The organism is Nocardioides sp. (assembly GCF_041913365.1).
In the GTDB taxonomy this organism is placed as follows: Bacteria; Actinomycetota; Actinomycetes; order Propionibacteriales; family Nocardioidaceae; genus Nocardioides.
On record NZ_JAYSFM010000001.1, the window covers coordinates 135,017 to 158,491 of the forward strand.

A 23,475-nucleotide genomic window follows, 5' to 3' on the forward strand; every position below is an offset into this window, starting at 1 on the left:
GGAGATGACTGCCATGCACTACCTCTTCACCGTCGTCGGGGACACCGCCCACGAGGTCGACGACTCGGCCCCGGGCGCGGTCGACGCCTTCAACGAGCGGCTCAAGGCCGAGGGACGCTGGGTCTTCGGTGGCGGCCTGACCTCGCCCGAGCACGCGACCGTCACCGACAGCCGCGGCGGCGACGCGGTCTTCACGGACGGACCGTTCGTGGAGTCCAAGGAGTACCTCGCGGGCTTCTGGGTGGTCGAGGCCGACGACCTCGACGTGGCCCTCGCGCTGTCCGCGGACGCGTCGCGCGCCTGCCACCGCAAGATCGAGGTCCGGCCCTTCGACGGGCTCGCCTGACGTGGTCGCAGTGTTCGAGGCTCGCTGCGCTCGCACGTCAACCAGCAGGTGGCCGTGAGCGAGCCCGCCCACGAGGTCGTAGCCAAGGTCCACCGCGAGGAGTGGGCCCGGATCGTGGCCTCGCTCACCCGCCGCTTCGGTGACCTCGACATCGCCGAGGAGGCGGCGGCCGAGGCGTTCGCCGTCGCCGTCGAGCGCTGGCCGGCCGACGGCGTGCCTCCCAACCCCGGGGGGTGGCTGACCACGACGGCCGGCAACAAGGCGCTGGACCGGGTGCGCCGCGAGGCCAAGCGCGGCGACAAGCAGAAGCAGGCCCACATGCTCGACCACCAGCTCTCCGGACCACCCGACCCGACGGGTGCGATCGAGGACGAACGGCTCCGCCTGGTCTTCACCTGCGCCCACCCCGCGCTGGCGCCCGAGGCCCGCATCGCCCTGACGCTCCGCATGGTCGGCGGCCTCACCGTCGCCGAGATCGCCCGCGCCTTCCTCGTCCAGGAGACGACGATGGCCCAGCGGATCACCCGGGCGAAGGCCAAGATCAAGGCCGCCGGCATCCCCTACCGCGTGCCCGAGGCCGCGGACCTGCCCGCGCGCCTCGACGGCGTGCTGACCGTCCTCTACCTCGTCTTCAACGAGGGCTACCTCGCCAGCAGCGCCGAGGCCGACCCCGTGCGTGCGGACCTGACCGGCGAGGCGATCCGGCTCACCCGGCTCGTCGCCGGGCTGCTCCCCGACGAGGGCGAGGTCGCCGGCCTCCTCGCCCTGATGCTGCTCATCGAGGCGCGCCGCCCGGCGCGCGTCTCGGCCTCCGGGGAGCTGGTCACCCTCGACCAGCAGGACCGCGGGGCGTGGGACCGGACCCTGGTCGCGGAGGGGCACGCCCTCGTCCGCGCCCGGCTGGCCTCGGGAAGGCCACCGGGCCGCTACCAGGTCCTGGCCGCCATCAACGCCGTCCACACCGACGCCCCCGACGCCCGGGCCACCGACTGGTCCCAGGTCGTCGCGCTCTACGACCAGCTGCTCCTGCTCGACCCCTCACCCGTGGTCGTGCTCAACCGGGCGATCGCGGTGGCCGAGCTCGACGGTGCGCAGGTGGCGCTCGCGCTGGTCGACGCGCTCGCCGGCGACCTCGACGGCTACCACGCCTTCCACGCGACCCGGGCCGACCTGCTGCGCCGCCTGGGCCGCAGCCCGGAGGCCCGGGCGGCCTACGACCGGGCGATCGGGCTGGCCGGCAACACCGCCGAGGCGGCGTACCTCACGCGGCGGCGGGACGAGCTCGCGACCTGAGGCCGGGTGGTCACCGGGCGGCTGGGACAATCGAGCCCGTGACCGCCCCCCGCCGACCCGGCCTGCTGACCGACCTCGGCGCAGCGGTCCTCGCGCTCGTGCTCGTCGGCATCGCCGGCTGGCTCGGGACGTGGCAGTACGACGCCTGGCAGGCGCACCGCGACGCCGAGGCGCGCGACCTGACCGGCGTCGCGCCCGTCCCGCTCGAGGACGTGATGGGCAGCGACGACCCTTTCCCCGCGCCCGACCTGGGCCGTCCGGTCGAGGCCGCGGGCGAGTGGCTCGACGGCGGCTTCTGGGTCGCGGACCGGACCTACGGCGGCACGGACGGCTACTGGGCCGTCGCCCCGCTGCGCGTCGGCGACGCCGCGGTGCTCGTCGTGCGCGGGTGGGCGGCGGAGCCCGACGAGACGCTGCTCGAGGCCACCGGCGACGCGGACGTGGTCGGCTGGATCCAGGCACCGGAGGGCAGCCTGGTCACCGACGACGACGCCGATGACGACGTCTTCCCCGAGATCCGCGTCGCCGACGCGGTCCAGAGGGTCGACGTCGACCTCTACTCCGCCTACCTGATCAGCCAGCAGCCCGCGCCGGGACTGGAGCCCGCCGAGCTCGCGGCACTGCCCGAGCCGGGCCGCTTCACCGGCGTCCGCAACCTGCTCTACGCCTTCGAGTGGTGGGTCTTCGGGGCGTTCGCCGCCTTCATCTGGTGGCGCTGGCGCCGCGACGCGACCGCCCCCGAGGTCGCCGAGGTCGACCAGCCCGTGGCCGGGTAGGTGGCGCCGGATATCTTGACGGCCGTGTCCCGCAACCTCACCGCGTACCGCGTCATGGCCACCGTCGTCGGTGTCCTGCTCGTGGTGCTCTGCCTGATCGGCGTCCCCTTGGCCAACTTCGACGGCTCCCCGATGTGGGGCGTCTTCGACAGCACCCCGGCGTGGGTGTCGACCGGCTCGGACGCCCAGCGCCTCGGTGAGCTGATCACGACCTACCTCGGCATCGCCCACGGCTGGCTCTACATGATCTTCCTGTTCAGCGCCTTCCTGCTCTCGCGCCGGGCAGGCTGGGACTTCCCCTTCACGATCATCACCCTCGTCTGCGGCACCATCCCGCTCCTGTCCTTCTGGGCCGAGCACCGCGCCACCCAGCGTGTCCGGGCGGAGCACCCCGAGCTGGCCTAGGGTCGTGCTGTGACCACCGCGTTCGTGCTCGGCGGCGGCGGTGTCCTGGGCGCCGTCGAGGTCGGCATGCTGCGCGCCCTGCTCGAGCGCGGGATCGTCCCCGACCTCGTGCTGGGCACCAGCGTCGGCGCGCTCAACGGCGCGATGGTCGCGCGCCAGCCCGAGGTCGCGGTGGTGGACCGGCTCACCGAGCTGTGGGCGGCGACCGCGCAGGGCCGGGAGGTGTACGGCGACCGCCCGCTGCGCACGGTCCGGCGGGCCATGTCCACCGGCACGCACATCTACTCCTCCAAGCCGCTGCGGCTCCGGCTGGAGGAGGAGTTCGGCGAGACCCGCTTCGAGGACCTGCCGGTCACCTTCGGCGTGTGCGCGGCCAGCATCGAGCGTGCCGCCGAGCACTGGTTCACCTCGGGCCCGATCGTCCCGGCGATCCTGGCCAGCGCCGCCGTGCCCGGCCTGCTCCCGCCGGCCGAGGTCGACGGCGAGCACTTCCTCGACGGCGGCCTGGTGAACTCGATCCCCGTCGGCCGCGCCGTCGAGCTCGGCGCCACGCGCGTCTTCGTCCTCCAGGTCGGTCGCATCGACCGGCCGCTGAAGGCCCCGAGCAAGCCGTGGGAGGTGGCCCGGGTCAGCTTCGAGGTCGCCCGCCGGCACCGCTTCATGCGCGACATGGCGACCATCCCCGACGGCGTGGAGGCCCACGTCCTGCCGGCCGCCGGGACCTCGGCCCGCGACGACTCGCTCCGCGCCTACCGCGACTTCGAGAGCGTGCAGGCCCGGATCGACGCGACGTACGACGCCTCGCGCGCCTACCTCGACGAAGCGCTGGGCGACTAGCCGTGGGCGGCGCGCTGGTCTGGGTCCTGCGGCGCCTCGTCGTCGCGCCCGCGGTGATCGGCCTGACCGTGGCGCTCTGGGTGACGCTGCCCGCGTGGCTGCTGGTCGCGGCCGCGCTGTCGCCGGCGCTCCCGGGCCGTTGGCGGGCGCTGCGGCTGCTGTGGCTCGCGGTGCTCTACCTGACCTTCGAGACCCTCCTGCTCGCGGTGATGCTCGGGCTGTGGCTGGCCAGCGGCTTCGGCTGGAAGATCCGCTCCCCCTACTTCGCCGGCATCCACTACGACCTCGTGCAGGGCACGCTGCTCGTGTTCTTCCGGGAGGCGCGGCGCGTGCTGGCGCTGCGGATCCGCACCGACGGACCGCACCCGCCGCGGGTCCCCGACGGCCCGGTGCTGGTGATGTGCCGCCACGCCGGACCCGGCGACTCGTTCATCCTGATGTACGCCCTGCTGCACTGGTACCACCGCGAGCCCCGCGTGGTGCTGAAGGAGACCCTGGCCTGGGACCCGGCCATCGACGTGGTGCTGCGGCGCATCCCGGCGCGCTTCATCTCACCCAACCCGGACGCCGGCGAGGACCTCGAGTCGCAGATCGCCGCCCTGGCCACGGGCCTCGACCACAACGACGCGTTCGTGATCTTCCCCGAGGGCGGCAACTTCACCCCGGGCCGGCGCGACCGGGCCATCGCCCGGCTCCGCAAGCTCGGCCTGGAGAAGATGGCCCGGCGGGCCGAGGAGATGACCCACGTGCTGGCGCCGCGGCCGGGCGGCGTACTGGCTGCCCTGGAGGCGGCGCCCGGTGCGGACGTGCTGATGGTCGCCCACACCGGGCTCGACCACATGCTCACCGTCGGCGACGTGTGGCGCGAGCTGCCGATGGACAAGCAGATCGTCATGCGGTGGTGGGAGGTGCCCCGCGCGGAGATCCCCGAAGGCCGCGAGGCGCGCATCGAGTGGCTCTACGCCTGGTGGGAGCGCGTCGACGACTGGATCGAGGAGAACCGGGTCGTCGACACGCGAACGGGCGGTGCGTGAGGGGGAGTCCCGGGCGTGGGAACCCTCCTCACGCACCGCCCGCGGCGATGCGTGGTGGGGCCTACTTCTTCTGCGGCACGTCGTCGATGTCGATGATCTCGGCCGGGTCGTCCGGCGTGGTCGCCGGGTGCGGCTCCTCGGCGGCGTCGCTGACCGCCTCGCCGGGGGCGCCGCCACCGATGTCCTCGGTCGCCGGCGGCTCCTCGGTCACCACGTCGTCCGCCGTGACGCCACCGGCAAGCGGGTCACCGCCGGCAGCCGGCGCGGCCGAGGGAGTCGGCGGCGGGGTGGCGGTGGTCGTCGTGGGCGGGGTCGGCGGGACGTACGTCGACTGCCAGTGCGCGCCGTCGTCCTGCTTCTGCCGGAGCTTGCTGAACACGACGCCGCCGATCGCGAGCAGACCGCTGATCAGCAGCAGCTTCTTGAGCTTGCCGCCCTTGGGCTCGGGCTCGACGCCGCGGAGCTCGTTGACCTTGGCCGTCGCCAGGTCACGACCCTCGGCGGCACGCTCGGCGGCCAGCGCTGCGGCGATCGACGCCTTGTCCGCCGCCGTGGCGCGGGCCTCGGCCAGCAGGGGTGCGGCCTTCTCGCGCGCCTCGGCGCCCTTCTCGGCGGCGAGCGCGGCCCCGGCAGAGGCCTTCTCGGCGGCGATCGCGCGACCCTCGGCGATCAGGGGGGTGGCCTTGTCATGGGCATCGGCGATCGCAGGTCCGGCCTTGTCGACCGCCTGCTCCCACGCCTGCTCAATCTGTGGGATCACGGTCTCCGAGATCTGCTCGACATAGTCGTGGGCCCGGTCCATGAGGGACTTCTTGCGGCCGAAAGGCATGCGTGACCTCCTCAGTCGTTGTGCCTCCATCTCACCACGCCCACCCACACGCGACCAGCCCCGTCCGGGTGGAGGACCCACGCGTGGCCTCGCATGGCAGGATCGAGGCGCACACGCGACTACGTGACACACAGATCCGAGAGGCACATCCCATGGCCGACCCCAAGGCGACCTTCAAGACCAACCGGGGCGACATCGTCGTCAACCTGTTCCCCCACCACGCTCCCGAGACCGTCGACAACTTCGTCGGCCTGGCCGAGGGCACCAAGGACTACCGCGACGACGCCGGCCGCAGCGGGGAGAAGTACTACGACGGCCTCGGCTTCCACCGCGTCATCGACGGCTTCATGATCCAGGGCGGCTGCCCCCTCGGCACCGGCACCGGCGGCCCGGGCTACACGTTCAAGGACGAGATCCACCCCGAGCTCGTCTTCGACAAGCCCTACCTGCTCGCCATGGCCAACGCCGGCCCGGGCACCAACGGCTCGCAGTTCTTCATCACCGTCGCGGCCACCCCGTGGCTCAACCGCAAGCACACCATCTTCGGCGAGGTCGCCGATCAGGCCAGCCGCGACGTCGTCGACGCGATCGCCACCAGCCCGACCGGCGCGATGGACCGCCCGGCCGACGCCGTGGTCATCGAGTCGGTCACCATCGAGCGCTGACCCGCTCCGACCACGCACCACCCCGACACCAGACGACGACCCAGACGACGAGATGACGCAACCGTCCGAGGGCCCGGCCGCGACCGGGGTGCCGACCTGCTACCGGCACCCCGATCGCGAGACCTGGATCCGTTGCCAGCGCTGCGACCGCCCGATCTGCCCCGACTGCATGCGCGACGCGGCCGTGGGCTTCCAGTGCCCCAGCTGCGTCCACCAGGGCAACAAGGGCTCCCGCCAGAACCGCGCGATGTACGGCGGTGAGCGCAGCGCCGACCCGCGGCTGACGTCGTACGTCCTGATCGCGCTAAACGCGGTCGTCTGGCTCGCCATCACCGCCACCGGCGGGGCGCGCTCCAAGCTCGCCGACCTGCTCGCGCTCTCGCCCACCGGCCGGTGCGTCTCGGAGTCGCTGCCGGGGCAGTACTACCCCGACATCCACGCCTCCGGCCTCTGCGAGGCCGGCACCAGCGGCGACGGGTTGTGGCAGGCCGGAGTCGCCGACGGCGCCTGGTGGCAGCTGGTCACCAGCACGTTCACGCACGTCGAGATCTGGCACGTCGCGATGAACATGTTCGCGCTGTTCCTCTTCGGGCCCGCGCTCGAGGGCATCCTCGGCCGCGCCCGCTTCCTGGCCGTCTACCTCGTCAGCGGCCTGGCCGCCTCGGTGATGGTCCTGTGGCTCTCCGCCTCCGACGGCAGCACCGTCGGCGCCTCCGGCGCGCTCTTCGGCCTCCTCGGGGCGCTGCTCGTGACCGCCAACAAGGCCCGGCTCAACTCCCAGTGGCTGGTCCAGAACCTCGTGCTCGGCGTCATCGTCACCGTCGTCGGCTGGCAGATGATCTCCTGGCAGGGCCACCTCGGCGGCTTCCTCGGCGGCGCCGCGGCCGCGGCCGTCATCGCCTACGCGCCGAGGAAGCGGCGTACGACGATCCAGTGGGGCGGCCTCGCCGTGCTCACCGTCGTGCTGGTCTGGCTCGCGCTCGTGCGCATCGCCCAGCTCGGCTGAGCGCCCCCGTCCCGTCGTGTGATCCCCGGTCAGCCGGGGCTCTCGAGCGTGGGCGGGGGCGCCGTCATTTCCCACAGGTGTGCACACATCTGTGGATAACTACACGCGTGTAATTCTCCACAGCCGTTCTCCACAGTGTGGAAATCCGAACGCGCTGTCGAGCGGTGGTCCACCTACATTCGGAGGCCCTGAAAGGTAGGTGGACCACCGCTCCACCGCCGGTCGCGGCGCCACGACGACGTACGCCGAAATCGACTCGAGCGGTGAGAGAGACGCCTCCCCTTCCCCAGGAAGGCGCCTCACTCACCGCTCGAGGCGACGAATGCGTGCGGCTGCTCAGCAGCCGCGGGAGAAACCTACTCCCACTTGGTGGCGAAGCTGAACCCGACCGCCATGAACGCGATGCCGACGACGAGGTTCCACTGGCCGAGGTCGTTGAAGATCCACAGCTTGGTGAGGTCGTCGGAGAAGACGTAGAAGGTGCAGATCCACAGCAGCCCGATCAGGAAGCAGGCCAGCATCGCGACCACGACGCCGCGGCCCCGGCCGAGCGGGGTGGAGGGGTGCGCGGAGACCATCAGGCCGAGCATGAGCGCGCCGAAGCCGATGGCGTAGTTCCACCGCCCCAGGTCGGCGATGGCCTTGGGCTTGCCGTCGACCGGCGGGAAGGCGAGCGGGTTGCCGCGCGGGCCGACGTAGTAGTAGGCCAGCCAGGCGATGCCGGCGACGATGAGCAGCAGGGCGACCAGGAACCTGATGGAGAAGAGGCTTTCCTTCTCCGGGGTGGTGATCGTCGTGGACTTCGACACTGCTGCTCCTGTGGCTCGGCTGGGTTCGTCGGCGTTCGGCGACGCCCGTCGCGGACGCTCGGCGCCCGCCGGGGGGTTAGCGTAGTCGCCATGCCCCCGTCGCCCCACTCATCCCCCGGACGCCGTCGCGTCTGGCGGGTGGCGACGCCGCTGGTGGTGCTGCTGAGCGGCACGCTGTTCGCGGTGAGCGCGGAGCAGAGCGACGGCCTCGACCTGCGCGGCGGCCGGCTCACCGACCTGGCGTCGGTCGTCCGCGCCGAGCGCGACGAGGCCGGCGAGCTCACCGCCGAGGCGGCCGACCTCAACTCGCAGGTGGAGGCGCTGAGCGCCGAGCTCGGGGACCGCTCGGTGGCCCGGGCGCAGGACGAGATCGCCACCCTCGTCGACCCGGCCGGCCTGACCGAGAGGAGCGGGCCTGCCGTCCAGGTCACCCTCGACGACGCGACCGAGGAGGCCCGCCTCGCCTACGACGGCGACCCCAACGACCTCGTCGTCCACCAGCAGGACATCCAGGCGGTCGCCAACGCCATGTGGAACGCCGGCGCGACCGCGGTCACCATCCAGGGCCAGCGGCTGATCTCCACGACTGGCATCAAGTGCGAGGGCAACCAGGTCACGCTCCACGGCCTGCCCTACTCACCGCCCTACGTCATCGTCGGCATCGGCGACCCGGCCGCGCTGCAGGCCGAGCTGACCATCGACCCGATCCTGGCCATCTACCGCGACTACACCACCATCCCGGGCGGCGGGGTCTCGTGGGACATGACCGAGCTCGAGTCGGCCGTCGCGCCGGCGTACACCGGCCTGCTCGACCTGACGTACGCCACCCCGATGGCCGGGTAGCCGAGCCGCGGTCACCCCGTCGGCGGCGGGGTCGTCGGGCTCTCGGTCGGGGGCGTCGGCGTCTCCGTCGGCGTCTCGGTCGGCAGCGTCGGCGTCTCGGTGGGCGTCTCCGGCTCCTCGTAGGCGGAGACGAAGATGGTGACGGTGCTGTTCTGGTCGGCGGTGCCACCCACGGGGATCTGGTCGACCACCGTGCCCTTGGGCTCGGTCGAGGTCGCGTCGACGCGCACGTCGGGGACGAAGCCGGCCTCGCGGATCGTCCGCTCGGCCTCGCCCTGCTTCATGCCGCGGACGTCGGGGATCTTCTCCGGACCGTCGGAGTAGAAGACCGTCACCGTGGTGCCCTCGGCCACGGAGGTGCCCGCGGCCGGGTCGGTGCGGAGCACCTGGAACCGGTCCTCGTCGGAGTCCTCCTCCTCGAACTTCACCTTCAGTCCCGCCTCGACCAGCGCCTGGCGGGCCTCCTTGCGGAGGTTGCCGACGACGTAGGGGACCTCCACCTCGGGCTTGCCGAGGGAGAGCACGAAGTCGATCGACTCACCCGGGTCGGCGAAGGTGTCGCGCGCGGGGTCCTGGCTGATCACCAGGTCGGCGGCCACGGTGTCGGACGTCTCGCGACTGACGCGGCCGACGGTGAAACCGGCGTCGACGATCTCCAGCCGCGCCTCGTCCTCGGTCATCCCGACCAGGTTGGGCACGGCGTCGCGCTGGGGCGCGTCGTCGAAGAGCAGGTCGTTGAGCAGGTAGGCGCCGACGACGACGAGCCCGACGACCAGCAGGCCGGCCAAGACCCACCAGCCGGTGCGGCTGCGGGACGGCTCGCCGCCGGGTGGCGGCGGCGGGCTCGCGGCCATGGTGCTCGTGGCCTCGCCGGGCGGCACCGGAGGGACGTACTGGGTGTCCGCGGGCGGGGGCACCACCGCGGGTGCCTGGATCGGGTGGCCGGCGAGGTAGCGCTCGATGTCGGCCTTCATCGCCGCGGCGCTCTGGTAGCGGTCCTCGACGCGCTTGGCGAGCGACTTCATCACGATCGCGTCGATCTCGGGGTCGAGCTGGTCGTCGAGGTCCGACGGCGGGGAGGCCAGCTCGCGGACGTGCTGGTAGGCCACGGCCACGGGGCTGTCGCCGATGAAGGGCGGTCGCCCGGTGAGGAGCTCGTAGAGCAGGCAGCCGGTGGAGTAGACGTCGGAGCGGGAGTCCACGGTCTCGCCGCGGGCCTGCTCGGGGGAGAGGTACTGGGCGGTGCCGACGACGGCCGCGGTCTGCGTCATCGTCGAGGAGGCGTCGGAGATCGCGCGGGCGATGCCGAAGTCCATCACCTTCACGTCGCCGGACGGCGTGAGCATGACGTTGCCGGGCTTGATGTCGCGGTGGATGATCCCCGCGCGGTGGCTGTAGTCGAGGGCCGAGAGCACGCCTGCGGTGATCTCCAGCGCGCGCTCGGGCAGGATCTTGCGGCCCTCGCGGAGGATGTCGCGCAGGGTGCGCCCCTCGACGCACTCCATGACGATGTAGGGCTGGGCGACGCCGGAGCCGTCGGTGGCCATCTCCTCGCCGGTGTCGTACGTCGACACGATCGCGGGGTGGTTCAGCGAGGCCGAGGACTGCGCCTCGCGCCGGAAGCGGGCCTGGAAGGTCGCGTCGCTGGCCAGGTCGGTGCGCAGCCGCTTGACCGCGACCGTGCGGCCCAGCCGCAGGTCGCGTCCCTTGCGGACCTCGGCCATGCCGCCTCGTCCGAGGAGCTCTCCGAGCTCGTAGCGGCCGCCGATCAGCGTCGGCTCCGACTGCGTCATCCCTGCTGGTCCTCTCCGTTGCCCCCCGAGCCGCCCTCCGGCTTGCCGTTCGGCGTGCCCGGCGGGGGCTTGCCGTAGTAGGTGATGGTCACGGTGTCCCCCTCCTCGAGGGTGCCACTGGGGGACACGTCCACCACGACGTCCTTCTCCTGGTCCCCGGGGTTCTCGAGCTCGACGAGCTCGGGCACGAGGCCGAGCCCGGTCAGCTCCTTCTCGGCGTCCTTGGCCTTGCGGCCGATGAAGTCGGCCGGGTCGACCTCGACCGTGGTCGGCTCCGTCTCGCTCGGCGTCTCGCTCGGCGTCTCCGAGGGGGTCTCCGTCGGGGTCTCGCTGGGCGTCTCCGAGGCCTGGCTCGGCGTCTGCCGCTGCGACGGCGACGCCGACGTCGTGCTGCCCGTGTCGTCGGAGGGCGCGTCGTCGCCGCGCGACCCGAGCCACACCGCCAGCAGCACCGCGACCACGACCGCGAGCACGCCGATCACGAGCGGCCAGGGTGCCGTACGCCGCGGGCGCGGGGCGGGCTCGACCGGTGCGGGCGCAGGTGCCGGTGCCGGGGCCGCTGCCGGCATCACCTGGGTGTGCGACCCGGTGGCAGCGACCGGGGTGGTGATGGTGGCCGCCGCTGCGCCGGCCCCCGCGACGGACGCCGGGTCGCGCAGCGCCCGTGCGAAGGCGGTGCCGTCAGTGAAGCGCTCCTCGGGCGCCTTCGCCAGCGAGCGGCGTACGACGGCCGCGAGGTCGGCGGGCACCGACCCGGGCAGGTCGGGCACCGGGTTGCGCAGGTGGGCGATCGCGGTGGCGACCGGGCTGTCGGCGACGTAGGGCTTGCGGCCGGCCAGGCACTCGAAGGCGACGACGCCGAGCGAGTAGACGTCGGAGGCGGCCGTCGCGGGGGCGCCCTCGGCCTGCTCGGGTGAGATGTAGGCGGGGGTGCCGAGCACCTGCCCCGTCTCCGTCAGGGCCATCCCGTCGGCGGCACGGGCGATGCCGAAGTCGGTGACCTTGACCCGGCGGTCGGGCGTGACGATGAGGTTCGCGGGCTTCACGTCGCGGTGCACGATCCCGGCCGCGTGCGCGACGCCGAGGGCGTCGGCGGCCTGGGCCAGGAGGTCCTGGGTGACCGCCGGGTCCAGCGGTGCGTCCGGCCGCAGCAGCGCGGACAGCGGCTGCCCCTCGACGAGCTCCATGACGAGGTAGGGGCGGGGCGTGGCCGAGCCGTCGTCGGCGGTGCTCTCGCCGAAGTCGAAGACGGAGGCCACACCCGGGTGGTGGAGGGCGGCGGCGTGGCGCGCCTCGGTCTCGAAGCGGGCGCGGAACAACGCGTCGTCGGCGTACTCGGTCTTGAGCACCTTGACCGCGACCGCCCGGTCGAGCGTCGTGTCGCGGGCGGCCCACACCTCGCCCATCCCGCCGGTGGCGATGCGCGACTCGAGGACGTAGCGGCCCGCCGCGTCGACGTGCCCTCCTGGTCGCAGCGCCGTCACGGGTTGATCACCGCCTCCATGATCGCCTTCGCGATCGGCCCGCCGAGCAGGCCGCCGGCGATCTCCTCGCGCGCGGTGTCGCTGGACTGCACGAGGACGGCGACGGCGACCTTCGGGTCGTCGGCCGGGGCGAACGAGACGAACCAGGCGTAGGGCGGGCGGTCGGCGGTCGACTGGGCGGTGCCGGTCTTGCCGGCGACCTCGACGCCCGGGATCTGCGCGGGGGTCGCGGTGCCGGTGTCGACGGTCGCGACGAGCATCTTGGTGAGCTCCTCCGCGGTCGTGCTCGACATCGCCTTGCTGATGCTCTGCGGGTCGGTGCGGTCGAGCACCGAGAGGTTGGGCGCGCGCACCTCGTCGACGACGTAGGGGCGCATCACGTCGCCGTCGTTGGCGATCGCCGCGGCGACCATCGCCATCTGGAGCGGCGTCGCGGTGACGCTCGACTGGCCGATGCCCGACATCGCGGTCTGCGGGGCGTCCATGTCGCGGGGGTAGAGCGACCTGGCCTGGCCGCCGAGGTCCTCGAGCGAGGTGGAGTTGAAGCCGAACTTCTCCGCCTGCTCGGCCATCGCGTCGTTGCCGAGCTCGTTGGCCAGGCTGAGGAAGGTGACGTTGCACGACACCTGCATGGCTTGGGTCATCGTGATCCGGCGACCACCGCAGTTGCCGCCGTCGTGGTTGCGGATGGTGGTCGAGGACTGGGGCAGCTTGAAGCCGAAGCCGCCGGGGACCATCGAGTCGGCGTCGTAGTCGCCCGACTCGATCGCGGCCGCCGCGGTGACCAGCTTGAACGTCGACCCGGGCGGCAGCGTCGTGCCGATCGCCCGGTTGATCAGCGGCTCCCGGGGGTCGGCGTTGAGCTGCTTGCTGAGGTCGGCGACGGCCTGGAAGTCGTGGGAGGCGAAGTTGTTGGGGTCGAACGTCGGCGTCGACGCCATCGCCAGCACCCGCCCGGTGGTCGGCTCGAGCGCCACGACGGCACCCTGCGCGTCACCCGGCAGGTTCTCCAGGCCCTCCCACGCGGCGTCCTGCGCGGCCGCGTTGACGGTGAGCTGGACGTTGCCGCCCTTGGGATCGGTGTTGCTGAGCAGGTCGACGAGGCGGGTGACGAAGAGCCGCGAGTCGTCGCCGGCCAGCACGCTGTTCTGGGAGAGCTCGACGCCGGTCTGGCTGAACCAGGAGAAGTAGCCGGTGATCGGGGCGTACTTGAACGGCTCGGAGTAGGTGCGCTGGAACTTGTACTTGTCGTCGGAGGGGACGCTGCGCGCGATCGCCTCCTTGCCGACGAGGATCGCACCGCGCTCGCGGGAGAACGTCGCGGTGATGATGCGACGGTTGCGCGGGTCCTGGGAGAGGTCGTCGGCGCGGACGTACATCAGGTACGTCGCGTTGACCAGCAGCGCCAGGAAGAGCACCAGGCAGAAGACCGAGACGACGCGGATGGGCTTGTTCACCGGAGCTTCACCACCTGGGTGTGCTCGCTGTCGGCGGCCGAGTCGTCCACCGGGTCCAGGCGCGGGGCCGGGCGGCGGGCCTGGTCGGAGATGCGAAGCAGCAGCGCGATGACGACCCAGTTGGCCACCAGCGACGAGCCGCCGTAGGAGAGGAACGGGGTGGTGAGGCCGGTCAGCGGGATCAGCCCGGTGACGCCGCCGATGACGACGAAGACCTGGAGGGCGAAGATCGCGCCGAGGCCGACGGCGAGCAGCTTGCCGAAGCCGTCGCGCGAGATCAGCGCGATGCGCAGCGCGCGCTCCACGATCAGTCCGTAGCAGAGCACGATCGCCATCACCGCGGTCAGGCCGAGCTCCTCGCCGATCGCGGCGACGATGTAGTCGGACTCGGCGTAGGTGATCCGCTCTGGGAAGCCGTTGCCCAGCCCGCGGCCGATCAGGCCTCCCCAGCCCATGCCGAACATCGCCTCGACGGGCTGGTAGCTGCCGGGGGAGGAGTCGTAGTAGTCCATCGGGTGGAGCCAGAAGTTGAAGCGGTTCTGCACGTTGCCCACGAACGTGTACGCCGCCAGCGCACCGACCGCGAACAGCAGACCGCCGACGACCAGCCAGCCCGGCCGCTCGGTGGCGACGTAGAGCATCACCAGGAAGAGGCCGAAGAAGAGGAGCGAGGAGCCCAGGTCGTTCTGGAGCACCAGGATCATCATCGAGACGCCGAACATCGCCAGGATCGGGCCGAGGTCGCGCCCGCGGGGCAGGTCGACGAACACGACCCGCCGCCCGGCGAGCGCGAGGGCGTCGCGGTGCAGGACGAGGTAGCCGGAGAACGCGACCACGAGCAGCACCTTGGCCACCTCGCCGGGCTGGAAGCTGAACCCCGCGACGTTGATCCAGATGTTGGCGCCGTTCTTGCCGCTGCCGATGACGGGCAGGAACGGCAGGACCAGCAGCAGGATGCCGACCAGGCCGGCGGTGTAGGTCAGCCGCTGGAGGACGCGGTGGTCGCGAAGCAGCACGAGCGTGAGGATGAACAGCACGACGCCGAGCGACATCCAGATCAGCTGCTGGCGGGCGAAGTCGTGGTTGGTGCGCCCGAACGCCTCGTAGGTGAGGTCGAGCCGGTGGATCACGGCGAGCCCGAGCCCGTTGAGGGCGGCGACGAGCGGCAGCAGCACCGGGTCGGCGTACGGCGCGACGAGGCGGACGGTGATGTGGGCGGCGACGATCAGCGCGGTCAGCCAGCCGCCGTAGCCGACGAGGTCGGTGGGCACGACGCCGTCGACGCCCAGGCCGACGGCGGCGTAGGCGCCGATGCCGACCGCGAGGGCGAGCACGAGCAGGAACAGCTCCGCGCCCCGGCGACGCCGGTGCACGAAGCCCATGAGGGTCCCGGTCTGGCTCATCCTCGTCCGCCCGTCACCCTCAGTCGACGTCCTGGCGCGCGGCGAAGTTGTCCACCGTCGCCCGGGCGTCGTCGAGGTCGTCGGCCTCGAGGCCCTCACGGACCTGCTCGGCGTCGATGTCGCTGAGGCGGTCGAGGTCGACGTCGGTGACCTCGTAGGCGTGCGAGAGGGAGATGCCGGGGAGGTCGGCGTTGAGGCCGCGGAAGATCGCGACCTTGCCGTCCTGCTCGGCGACGTAGAACTGCTGCTGGCTCCACGACCACCCGGCGGCCAGCACGATCCAGGTCAGGCCGGCGAGTACGGCGGCCACCATCAGCCGGCGCAGCCAGCGGAAGCGACCGGGGTCGCGCGGCGCGTAGCGAGCGGCCTCCGGGTCGATCGGGTCGGCCGCGAAGGCACCCTCGGGTACGTCGCCGGGGACCGGGGGGATCTCACCGGTGTCCCCGGAGCGGTGCCCGCGGAACAGGCCGCCGACGGCGCCGGCGAGCGGCATCCGGCGGGGCAGGTCGGCCGCGGCGCCGACCAGGAGGGGGGCCAGCTCCTCCGGCGGGGGCTCCTCGGAGACGTCGGCGACGATGCAGGTGACGTTGTCGGTGCTGCCGGCCTCGAGGCTGGCGCGCACCAGCTCGACCGCCGCGAAGTCAGGGGTGCCGGTGGCGAGGATGTCGGCCATCCGCTCGGGGCTCAGCGTCCCGCACGCCCCGTCGCTGCAGACGAAGATCCGGTCGCCGACCTCGGCGGGGACCTCGAAGAGGTCGGGCTCCTCGTGGCGCACGCCGTCGAGGGCCTTGAGGATGAGGTTGCGGTGCGGGTGCGTGCGCGACTGCTCCTCGGTGATCCGCCCCTCGTCGATGAGCGACTGGACGAAGGTGTGGTCGTGGGTGAGCTGGCGCAGCTCGCCGCGGCGGTAGAGGTAGGCGCGGCTGTCGCCGATGTGGCCGAGGCCGAAGCGGGTGCCGTCGAAGAGCGCCACCGTGGCGGTGGTGGACGTGCCGTTGAGGCCGGGGTCCTCCTCGACCAGCTCGGCGATCCGGTCGTCGGCGCGGTGGATGGCACCCGCGACCTGGCCGAGGATGTCCTCGTCGGGGCGCTGGTCGAGCTTTCGCAGTGCCTGCACGGCCGTGCTCGACGCCAGGTCACCGCGTACGGCACCGCCCACGCCGTCGCAGACCGTCAGCAGCCACGGACCGGCGTAGCCGCTGTCCTGGTTCTCGCGGCGTACCCGCCCCACGTCGGAGATCGCGGAGTAGTGGAGGTAGAGGGTCACTTCCGCAGCTCCAGGATGGTCTTGCCGACCCGCACCTGCACACCGAGGCCGATGGTGGTGGGCTGGGTGATCCGGACCGGGCCGACGTAGGTGCCGTTGGTGGAGCCGAGGTCCTCGACGAACCACTCGTCGCCGCTGGCCGCGACGCGGGCGTGGCGGGTGGAGACGTAGTCGTCGTCGAGCTTGATGGCGGCGTCGCTGCCGCGACCGATGAGGAGCGGGGCGTCGGCGAGCTCCGCGCGGACGCCGGGGTTCTCGCCCTCGACCACGAGGAGGTGGGTCGGGGAGCCACGACGCGGCTTGCGGGTCTTGCCGCCCCGGCGCTCGGGGGCAGGTGCGGCACCGCGGGCCGTCTCGGGGACGCGGGCACCGAACATGTCGGAGCGGATCACCGAGATCGCGGACAGCACGAAGATCCAGAGGATCGCGAGGAACGCCACCCGGATCAGGAAGAGGGTCAGCTCAGACATTCCAGCCCCCGGCCTCGTCGCGCCCGCCGTCGATCCGCACCGTCATCTCGGTGTGGCCGATCCGGATCAGCGAGCCGTCGCGCAGTCGCGCCCGGGAGACCTTGGTGCCGTCGACCATGATGCCGTTGGTCGAGCCCAGGTCGACCGCCTCGACTCCGTCGATGGAGACCTCGAGCTCGAGGTGCCGGCGGCTCACGCCCGGGTCGTTGATGCGCAGGTCGGCCTCGGTGCCGCGGCCGATGACCAGGCCCGGCGGCCGCAGCGGGTGGCGGGTGCCGTTGACCTCGAGCGTGGCGTGCGAGGAGCGGGTGCGGGTGCGCTGGTCGTTGTCGGTCACGCTGGCCTGCGCCTTGCTGCGGATCCGGAAGCGACCGGTCGTCAGGTCCTCGGCGGATTCGAAGGCGACCGAGATGGGGCCGGTGAAGACGTAGCCCTGCGCGTCGGCGTGGTCCTGCAGCTGGTCGACGAGGTCCTGCTCGAGGGCGCGGCCGAGGCCGACGATGCGGTCGAGGTCGGCCGGCGACAGCTCGACGTGGAAGTCGTTGGGCACCAGGCGGCGCTGCCGGCTGAGCACCTGCGCGTTGTTGTCGCACTCGCGCTGGAGAGCCGCGGCGATCTCCACGGGCTGCACGGCACTGCGGAAGGCGCGCGCGAAAGCACCGGAGATGAGCTGTTCGAGCCGCTGCTCGAAGCGCTGCAGGGCGTTCACACAGGCCTCCTCTCCTCGCGTTCGCGGACGCATCGTGGTGGTGGGCAGGCATCAACGACCGCCCGGCCGGTGCCAGCGAGCGTACCGGCCGGTCGCTCGTGCGCCACGGTGCCGCCCCGCTGTGCGGCCGATTGGGAGCGCGCGCGAGCCGTGGGGTAGCCTGAGCCCGCTTCTCGCGCGAGTGGCGGAATAGGCAGACGCGCACGGTTCAGGTCCGTGTGTCCGAAAGGACGTGGGGGTTCAACTCCCCCCTCGCGCACCGCACCACGAAGGCCCCGGACAGTGTCCCGGGGCCTTCGTCGTCCCTGAGATGCTCGGGGCGTGGCCGAGCCGACCGAGGACGAGAAGTGGCTCGTCGTCGACGGCCGGCGGTGGCGGCGTACGGACCCGGCGATCCCCGACGACGTGCTCGCGCGGCTGAAGTCGCACCTCGGGCGGGGCCGGTCCGGCGTGAGGACGGCGTCGTCCGAGGACGAGCTCGCGGCCACCCGGCACCGGACCCGGCTGGCGAAGGTCGGGCTGGGCGAGCGGGGTACGCCGTGGTGGGAGCAGACCGACTCCCAGCGGCGGGACCGCTGGGAGTCGGCGTTGGCGGAGCTCGACGGCCTGGACGCCTAGGCCAGTCCGTCGAAGGGACGGACCTCGACCTTGCCCCGGCAGGCGGCGGAGCCCTCGGCCGCGAGCCGCAGCGCGGTGTCGAGGTCGGGGGCGTCGATGACCCAGAAGCCCCCGATGAGCTCCTTGGACTCCAGGTAGGGCCCGTCGGTGACGACCGGACTGCCGGACGTCCCGTCGACGACCTTGGCGGTGCTGGCGGACTGGAGGCCGCCGGCGAAGACCCAGTGGCCGTCGGCCTTGAGCTGATCGTTGAAGGCGCCGGTGTCGGCGAAGGCCTGCTCCATCGCCTCCTTCGAGCCGTAGTTGCCGTACTCGCCCATCTCTGCGGGGCCGTGCACGGCCATCAGGTAGTGCGTCATGACGTTCTCCTCTGTGTGTCGGGTGGTGGTCTCAGGCGGTGGTGGTCTGCAGGCCGGGCTCGACGTCGTCGGCCCAGTCTGTCTGCGGCTGCTGAGGGGTGGCGAGGACGCGGCGGGCGACCAGGGCGGTGACCAGCAGGGCCGCTCCGCCGAGGACGCCGATCACGTTGTAGGCGTCGGTGAACGCGCCCTGCGCGGCCGACAGCACCTGCGTGGCGAGGTCGGGCGACCCGTGGGCGGCGGCCGGGGCTGAGGCCACGCCCTCGCGGACCAGCGACTCGCTCTCCAGGGAGAGGCCGCCGGGGAGCCGGCCGGGCAGCTCGAGGCGGTAGAGGGCCGCGACCAGGGACCCGAGCGTGGCGACGCCGAGCGCGATGCCCAGCTCGCCGCACATCTCCATCAGCGAGCCGGCCGAGCCGGCCCGCTCCGGCGGGGTCGCGCCCATGATGAGGTTGACGACGAGGGCCATCGGGACGCTCACCCCGCCGGCAGCGACGACCATCGCGACCAGGTGTAGGCCAAGCGAGTCCCGGTCGAGCAGCCCGAGCAGCAGCAGGCCGAGACCGGCGACGGCCAGGCCGCCGGCGACGAGGGTGACGGTGTCGAAGCGCCGGTCCAGGCGCGGGGCGAGCAGCGTGCCGGCCAGCATCACCAGGCTCTGCGGGACCATCCAGGCGCCGACCGCGGTCGGCGTTAGTCCCAGCACGCCCTGGAGGTAGAGCGCCGCGGCGAAGGAGACGCCCGCCATCACGACGCCGGTCACGAGGAAGGTGCTCAGCCCGACGGTGAACCGTCGGTCGGCGAAGAGCCTCAGGTCGACCAGGGGGTCGGCGAGCCGGCGCTGGCGGCGTACGAAGACGGTGCCCGCCACGGCGGCGACCAGGAGGCCCGCCGCGGCGGACAGCAGGTGCTCGCCTCGGGCCACCTCCTTGAGCCCGTAGACGCCGGGCAGGAGGGCCACCAGCGACAGGACGACGGACCAGGCGTCGGGAAGTGCGTGTCCGCCGGCACTGGGGCGGACGTCGGGGAGCAGCCGCGGCGCGAGCACCACGAGGAGGAGCATCACGGGCACGCCCATGAGAAAGGCCGCGCCCCACCAGAAGCGCTCCAGCAACGCCCCGCCGAGCACCGGGCCGACGGTCATGCCACCCATGAAGCAGGCCAACCAGATGCTGATCGCCTGGGCCATCTGCTCCGGCCGGGGGAACATGTGGCGGATCATCGCCATCGTCGAGGGCATGATCGTCGCGCCGGCGACGCCGAGCAGCGCGCGGGCGAGGATCAGCATCTCCGCGCTCTGCGACAGGGCGGCCAGCACCGACACGGCACCGAAGGCCGTCCCGCCGACGACGAGCAGGCGCCGGCTGCCCATCCGGTCGGCCAGCCCGCCCATGGTGACCAGCAGCCCGGCCAGCAGGAACGAGTAGATGTCGAGGATCCACAGCTGCTGGGTGGCGCTGGCGTCCAGGTCGCGGCTCAGCGACGGGAGGGCGACGTACAGCACGCTCACGTCGATGGAGATCAGGAGCGTCGGCAGGGCGAGCACGCCCAGGCCGACCCACGCGCGCCGGGTGGCGGCCGGGGGTGCGGCGGTGTCGGACGGGTCGAGCGTCGTGGTCATCTCGGATCCTTCGGTCGTGGACGGGTCGTCACCCACTCCACGAACGGCTCGCACCCGATTCGACATCGAGTCGGGGAGAAACTTCCGGGAAGTTCCGGCGGGCGCGTAACGGAGGCAGTGCCACATGACAGGTACGTCACTGAGGGGCCGTGCTTCTCGGCGCGCGCCCGACCCCACCTCACGAAGGAGAACCTCGTGAAGCACCTGCGATTCCTGTCCACCGCAGCACTCGTCTCCGCCGTCGCCCTGACGACCGCCGGCGCCCCCGCGCAGGCCCACGGCGACCGCGACGGCGGTCGCGGCGACCACGCGAGCAGCCACGGCCACGGTGGCCACGGCCCCTGGCACGCGCGTGCCGGCTGGGTGACGCTGACCGAGGAGGCCACCGCGATCCTCGACACCGCGTCGGTGGAGGTGGAGGGCAGCGACGGCGCCCGGGTGGGCCGCAACCGTGACGACCTCATCGTGATCTCCCTCGGCGGCGGTCGCCACCACGACCACTCCGACGACTCCGACGACTCCGACGACTCCGACGACCGGACGAGCCTGCGCGGCAAGGGCGGCAAGGGCGGCTGGGACCGCTCGAGCGACGCCACCATCGAGTTCTCCTCCACCGCCGGTACGACGGAGTGGTCCGGCTTCGCCTTCGACAAGGCCGAGGGCGTGATCACCGCCGACGTCGATGGCGCCGAGGACGTGCCGGTGCTGACGCTGGTGAAGACCGACGACGATGACGAGGACGACGACGACACTGGACACTGGGGTCACCGTCGTGGAGGCTCGCACGGGTGGGGCTCCAGCGAGCTCCAGCTGACCGAGGAGTCCTCCGACGCGCTGGACACTGTGGTCGGTGCCGACGCGTTCGCCGCGGGTGACGCGTTCGCCACCATCGGTGGCGGCTGCCGCCGCTGACCCGGACCCGGATCGAACAGGAACTTCCGCATGAGCAACCCGGAGCGCGAGGAGTCGAGGCTGCGCCTCGACGCCCCCGTGCTCGTCCCTGACCGGGACTTCCTCGTGCGGTTGAGCGAGGAGTCGGCCCGGGCCACCCCCCGGGCGTGGGCCGACTCCTCCGTGGCAGCAGGTGTCCTGTCGTGGTTCGGCCCGTGGCGACCAGCACTCGCCGCCGCGGCGGCCGCCGTCGTGGTGGCCGGCAGCGCGGTGGTCGCGACGTCGATGACCCGCAGCGCCCCCGAGCCGACCGGACCGGCGACCTCGCCCGCCAGCCCGCTCCCGTCCACGCCCGACCGCGAGACAGACGACGATCGTCGCACCCAGGACGGCGATCGCTCGGACAGCTCGGACCGCTCGGACCGGGAGGACGAGGGCGCGGCCTCCTCCGGTGAGGGCGCGTCCACGGACCCGTCCTCCGGCGCGGACCGCGGCGACGATCCCGAGGCCGACGGCAAGGTGTGGGGCGGTGACGCCTCCTCCCACGACCACGACGGCCAGCGCGACGACGACCCGGGCGACCGGGACGACGAGGACGACCAGGGCCCTGACGGCTGGGACCCCGACCGCGAGGGCTGGGACGGCGGACGCAACGGGGGCCGTGACGGAGGCCGGGACGGGGGCCGTGACGGCAGTCGTGGCGGCGGGCGCCACCACGACCACGACCACGACGGCCGGGGCGATCGCGACGACGACTCGGCGCACGACGACGCACACGACGACACGCACGACGACGCCGACGACGGCGCGTACGACGACTTGGACGACACCGACGGGTCCGGCAGTTCCGGGTCTGACGCGGAGAGGGACGGGCCCAGTCCTCCGTGACCGACGACCAGACCGTCTCGGCCGCCAAGGCGGGCGACACCGATGCCTGGCATGCGCTGTACGTGGCGCATGCCGGTCGGCTGCTGCTCTGGCTCCGCGCGCGGCAGCCGGTCGACTGCGCCGTCTCGGCCGACGACGTGGCCTCGGAGACGTGGCTGGTCGCCGCCCGTCGGGTGCACCACTTCCACGGCACCAGCGACCAGTTCGCCGGCTGGCTCTTCGGGATCGGGCGCAAGGTCTCGGCCAACCAGTCCCGCCGCGGCGCGCTGCGCGTGACGGCGGCGCTGGACGGCCACGAGGTCGAGGAGCCCGGCCGCGTACCGATCGACCCGCAGGAGGCCGTCAGTGGCCTGGACTGGGTCCGCAGCGAGCTCGCCCGGCTGCCGCGCCGCGAGCGCGACGTACTGGCGTGCACGGAGGTCATCGGGCTCGACGTCGCCGCCACCGCGCACGCCCTCGGCATGACCAGCGTCGCGGTGCGGGTCAGCCGCCACCGTGCGCTCAAGCGGCTCCGCGCTCGACTCGTGGCGGCACCCGACGTCGAGCCGCACCGGGCGCCGGCGCCGACCCCGCGCTACAGCCCCGAGCTGTCCTGAAACGACGCGGGCCGCGGCGGCCTCTCACGGGTAGCCTGACGAGGTGGACCAGGAGGTGCGCTTCTGCCGCGCGGACGACGGCGTACGCCTCGCCTGGGCGCGCCACGGCTCCGGTCCTCCGCTCCTGATCGTCTCCTGCTGGCTCAGCCACCTACAGCACGACTGGCACAGCCCGGTCTGGCGGCACTTCCTCGACGACCTCGGTGAAGTGGCCACCGTGGTGCGCTACGACGAGCGCGGCTTCGGCCTGTCCGACTGGGAGGTCGACGACTTCAGCCTCGAGCGGCGGCTGGCCGACCTCGAGACGCTGGTCGACGCCATGGGGCTCGACCGCTTCTCGGTGATGGGCATGTCCGGTGGGGCGCCGGTGGCGCTGGCGTACGCCCACGCGCACCCCGACCGGGTGGAGCGCCTGGTGCTGTACGGCGGGATGGCCGCGGGCGGCGCGGACGACGACGCGGACGCCGAGACCGCCTTCCTCGCGATGATCCGCGCCGGCTGGCAGCGTCCGGACAGCACGTTCCGGCGGGTCTTCACCACCGCGTTCATCCCGGGAGCCTCCGAGGAGCAGATGGAGTGGATGGACGAGCTCCAGCGCACGTCCACCAACACCGACAACGCGGTGTGCAGCCGGATCGCCCGGCACCAGACCGATGTGCGGCCCCTCCTGCCCGGGATCTCCGCGCCCACCCTCGTCCTGCACGCGGACGGCGACCGCGTCGCGCCGGCGTGGGGCCAGCGCCTCGCCGCCGACATCCCGGACGCCCGGCTGGTGCTGCTGGACTCGCGCAACCACGTGCTGCTCGCCGACGAGCCCGCGTGGCAGGTGTTCCGCGACGAGGTGGCCGGCTTCCTCGCCGACGGGCGGCCGACGCCGTCGCTGGCCGGCCTGTCCGAGCGCGAGCGGGAGATCCTCCGGCTCGCCGCGGACGGCCTCGACAACACCCAGATCGCCGACCGGCTGACGCTGAGCGTGCGTACGGTCGAGCGGCACCTGCAGAACGTCTACCTCAAGCTCGGCCTGTCCGGCCGCAACGCGCGCACGGCCGCCGTCGCCCGCGTCCTGGCCTGACCCG

At 72.6% G+C, this 23,475-nt stretch carries 25 protein-coding genes and 1 tRNA gene; 15 read left to right on the top strand and 11 right to left on the bottom strand.

Going from position 1 to position 23,475, the window contains the following annotated elements; translation table 11 throughout:
* The first annotated feature begins 13 nt into the window (after positions 1 to 13).
* From ACE3QY_RS00700 to ACE3QY_RS00725, 6 genes are read left to right on the top strand one after another with little or no spacing between them, the layout of a single operon-like run.
* The gene (locus ACE3QY_RS00700) at positions 14 to 346 is read left to right on the top strand and encodes a YciI family protein (RefSeq protein ID WP_374454084.1); all 333 of its coding nucleotides are present in this window, start codon (positions 14 to 16) and stop codon (positions 344 to 346) included.
* A 54-nt stretch (positions 347 to 400) separates the two neighbouring features.
* Positions 401 to 1,639, top strand: coding sequence for an RNA polymerase sigma factor (locus ACE3QY_RS00705; RefSeq protein ID WP_374454085.1), 1,239 nt, complete (start codon positions 401 to 403; stop codon positions 1,637 to 1,639).
* Between the two features lie 38 nt (positions 1,640 to 1,677).
* Positions 1,678 to 2,415 (top strand): SURF1 family protein, encoded by a 738-nt coding sequence (locus ACE3QY_RS00710; protein ID WP_374454086.1) that lies wholly within the window; start codon positions 1,678 to 1,680, stop codon positions 2,413 to 2,415.
* A 24-nt stretch (positions 2,416 to 2,439) separates the two neighbouring features.
* Entirely contained in the window at positions 2,440 to 2,820 is a 381-nt protein-coding gene (locus tag ACE3QY_RS00715) for a DUF3817 domain-containing protein (RefSeq protein WP_374454087.1), read from the top strand.
* 9 nt (positions 2,821 to 2,829) lie between these two features.
* Positions 2,830 to 3,657 carry a patatin-like phospholipase family protein gene (locus ACE3QY_RS00720; RefSeq protein WP_374454088.1) on the top strand — a complete coding sequence of 276 codons (828 nt, stop codon included), beginning with the start codon at positions 2,830 to 2,832 and terminating at the stop codon, positions 3,655 to 3,657.
* Between the two features lie 2 nt (positions 3,658 to 3,659).
* Positions 3,660 to 4,691 carry a 1-acyl-sn-glycerol-3-phosphate acyltransferase gene (locus tag ACE3QY_RS00725; RefSeq protein ID WP_374454089.1) on the top strand — a complete coding sequence of 344 codons (1,032 nt, stop codon included), beginning with the start codon at positions 3,660 to 3,662 and terminating at the stop codon, positions 4,689 to 4,691.
* A 61-nt stretch (positions 4,692 to 4,752) separates the two neighbouring features.
* Here the strand turns inward: ACE3QY_RS00725 and ACE3QY_RS00730 are convergent, their stop codons facing one another.
* Positions 4,753 to 5,520 (bottom strand): hypothetical protein, encoded by a 768-nt coding sequence (locus tag ACE3QY_RS00730; protein ID WP_374454090.1) that lies wholly within the window; start codon positions 5,518 to 5,520, stop codon positions 4,753 to 4,755.
* A 152-nt stretch (positions 5,521 to 5,672) separates the two neighbouring features.
* On the opposite strand from ACE3QY_RS00730, the gene ACE3QY_RS00735 reads away from it, so the two are divergent.
* Positions 5,673 to 6,185, top strand: coding sequence for a peptidylprolyl isomerase (locus ACE3QY_RS00735; RefSeq protein WP_374454091.1), 513 nt, complete (start codon positions 5,673 to 5,675; stop codon positions 6,183 to 6,185).
* A gap of 52 nt (positions 6,186 to 6,237) precedes the next feature.
* Entirely contained in the window at positions 6,238 to 7,191 is a 954-nt protein-coding gene (locus ACE3QY_RS00740; RefSeq protein WP_374454092.1) for a rhomboid family intramembrane serine protease, read from the top strand.
* A 356-nt stretch (positions 7,192 to 7,547) separates the two neighbouring features.
* Here ACE3QY_RS00740 and ACE3QY_RS00745 read toward each other — a convergent pair whose 3' ends face one another.
* Entirely contained in the window at positions 7,548 to 8,000 is a 453-nt protein-coding gene (locus tag ACE3QY_RS00745; RefSeq protein ID WP_374454093.1) for a cell division protein CrgA, read from the bottom strand.
* Between the two features lie 90 nt (positions 8,001 to 8,090).
* On the opposite strand from ACE3QY_RS00745, the gene ACE3QY_RS00750 reads away from it, so the two are divergent.
* Positions 8,091 to 8,843: a DUF881 domain-containing protein gene (locus ACE3QY_RS00750; RefSeq protein WP_374454094.1), complete on the top strand. Its 753-nt coding sequence runs from the start codon at positions 8,091 to 8,093 to the stop codon at positions 8,841 to 8,843.
* Positions 8,844 to 8,854: 11 nt separating this feature from the next.
* Here the strand turns inward: ACE3QY_RS00750 and pknB are convergent, their stop codons facing one another.
* The 7 genes from pknB to ACE3QY_RS00785 are packed head-to-tail and all read right to left on the bottom strand — an operon-like array spanning position 8,855 to position 17,426.
* Positions 8,855 to 10,636 (bottom strand): Stk1 family PASTA domain-containing Ser/Thr kinase, encoded by a 1,782-nt coding sequence (gene pknB / locus ACE3QY_RS00755; RefSeq protein ID WP_374454095.1) that lies wholly within the window; start codon positions 10,634 to 10,636, stop codon positions 8,855 to 8,857.
* Positions 10,633 to 12,120, bottom strand: a complete 1,488-nt coding sequence (locus tag ACE3QY_RS00760; protein ID WP_374454096.1) for a serine/threonine protein kinase — start codon at positions 12,118 to 12,120, stop codon at positions 10,633 to 10,635. The genes pknB and ACE3QY_RS00760 overlap by 4 nt, the downstream gene beginning before the upstream one ends.
* Positions 12,117 to 13,577: a peptidoglycan D,D-transpeptidase FtsI family protein gene (locus tag ACE3QY_RS00765; RefSeq protein ID WP_374454097.1), complete on the bottom strand. Its 1,461-nt coding sequence runs from the start codon at positions 13,575 to 13,577 to the stop codon at positions 12,117 to 12,119. The genes ACE3QY_RS00760 and ACE3QY_RS00765 overlap by 4 nt, the downstream gene beginning before the upstream one ends.
* Positions 13,574 to 14,980, bottom strand: coding sequence for an FtsW/RodA/SpoVE family cell cycle protein (locus ACE3QY_RS00770; protein WP_374454098.1), 1,407 nt, complete (start codon positions 14,978 to 14,980; stop codon positions 13,574 to 13,576). Before ACE3QY_RS00770 ends, ACE3QY_RS00765 begins: the two co-directional genes overlap by 4 nt.
* Before the next feature lie 19 nt (positions 14,981 to 14,999).
* Positions 15,000 to 16,247, bottom strand: coding sequence for a protein phosphatase 2C domain-containing protein (locus ACE3QY_RS00775; RefSeq protein ID WP_374454099.1), 1,248 nt, complete (start codon positions 16,245 to 16,247; stop codon positions 15,000 to 15,002).
* Complete coding sequence (locus tag ACE3QY_RS00780) at positions 16,244 to 16,717, bottom strand: FHA domain-containing protein (protein WP_374454100.1); 474 nt, start codon at positions 16,715 to 16,717, stop codon at positions 16,244 to 16,246. The genes ACE3QY_RS00775 and ACE3QY_RS00780 overlap by 4 nt, the downstream gene beginning before the upstream one ends.
* A complete protein-coding gene (locus ACE3QY_RS00785) occupies positions 16,710 to 17,426 on the bottom strand; it encodes an FhaA domain-containing protein (RefSeq protein WP_374454101.1) in 717 nt (238 codons plus the stop codon). Before ACE3QY_RS00785 ends, ACE3QY_RS00780 begins: the two co-directional genes overlap by 8 nt.
* 175 nt (positions 17,427 to 17,601) lie before the next feature.
* On the opposite strand from ACE3QY_RS00785, the gene ACE3QY_RS00790 reads away from it, so the two are divergent.
* Positions 17,602 to 17,685: transfer RNA gene (locus ACE3QY_RS00790), tRNA-Leu, on the top strand.
* 62 nt (positions 17,686 to 17,747) lie between these two features.
* Positions 17,748 to 18,044 carry a hypothetical protein gene (locus tag ACE3QY_RS00795; protein WP_374454102.1) on the top strand — a complete coding sequence of 99 codons (297 nt, stop codon included), beginning with the start codon at positions 17,748 to 17,750 and terminating at the stop codon, positions 18,042 to 18,044.
* On the opposite strand, the gene ACE3QY_RS00800 is transcribed toward ACE3QY_RS00795, so the two are convergent.
* Both ACE3QY_RS00800 and ACE3QY_RS00805 read right to left on the bottom strand, forming a co-directional pair.
* On the bottom strand, positions 18,041 to 18,403 hold the full coding sequence (locus ACE3QY_RS00800) for a YciI family protein (RefSeq protein ID WP_374454103.1): 363 nt from the start codon (positions 18,401 to 18,403) through the stop codon (positions 18,041 to 18,043). The two genes, ACE3QY_RS00795 and ACE3QY_RS00800, sit on opposite strands and share 4 nt — an antisense overlap.
* A gap of 31 nt (positions 18,404 to 18,434) precedes the next feature.
* Entirely contained in the window at positions 18,435 to 20,024 is a 1,590-nt protein-coding gene (locus ACE3QY_RS00805) for an MFS transporter (protein ID WP_374454104.1), read from the bottom strand.
* A 195-nt stretch (positions 20,025 to 20,219) separates the two neighbouring features.
* Here ACE3QY_RS00805 and ACE3QY_RS00810 point away from each other — a divergent pair, with 195 nt between their 5' ends.
* Genes ACE3QY_RS00810 through ACE3QY_RS00825 form a run of 4 tightly spaced genes read left to right on the top strand, consistent with a single transcriptional unit; the run spans position 20,220 to position 23,471 of the window.
* Positions 20,220 to 20,936, top strand: a complete 717-nt coding sequence (locus ACE3QY_RS00810) for a hypothetical protein (RefSeq protein ID WP_374454105.1) — start codon at positions 20,220 to 20,222, stop codon at positions 20,934 to 20,936.
* Between the two features lie 30 nt (positions 20,937 to 20,966).
* Entirely contained in the window at positions 20,967 to 21,803 is an 837-nt protein-coding gene (locus ACE3QY_RS00815) for a hypothetical protein (protein WP_374454106.1), read from the top strand.
* Positions 21,800 to 22,399 (top strand): RNA polymerase sigma factor, encoded by a 600-nt coding sequence (locus ACE3QY_RS00820; RefSeq protein ID WP_374454107.1) that lies wholly within the window; start codon positions 21,800 to 21,802, stop codon positions 22,397 to 22,399. The genes ACE3QY_RS00815 and ACE3QY_RS00820 overlap by 4 nt, the downstream gene beginning before the upstream one ends.
* A gap of 43 nt (positions 22,400 to 22,442) precedes the next feature.
* Positions 22,443 to 23,471 carry an alpha/beta fold hydrolase gene (locus tag ACE3QY_RS00825; protein ID WP_374454108.1) on the top strand — a complete coding sequence of 343 codons (1,029 nt, stop codon included), beginning with the start codon at positions 22,443 to 22,445 and terminating at the stop codon, positions 23,469 to 23,471.
* Positions 23,472 to 23,475: the final 4 nt, after the last annotated feature.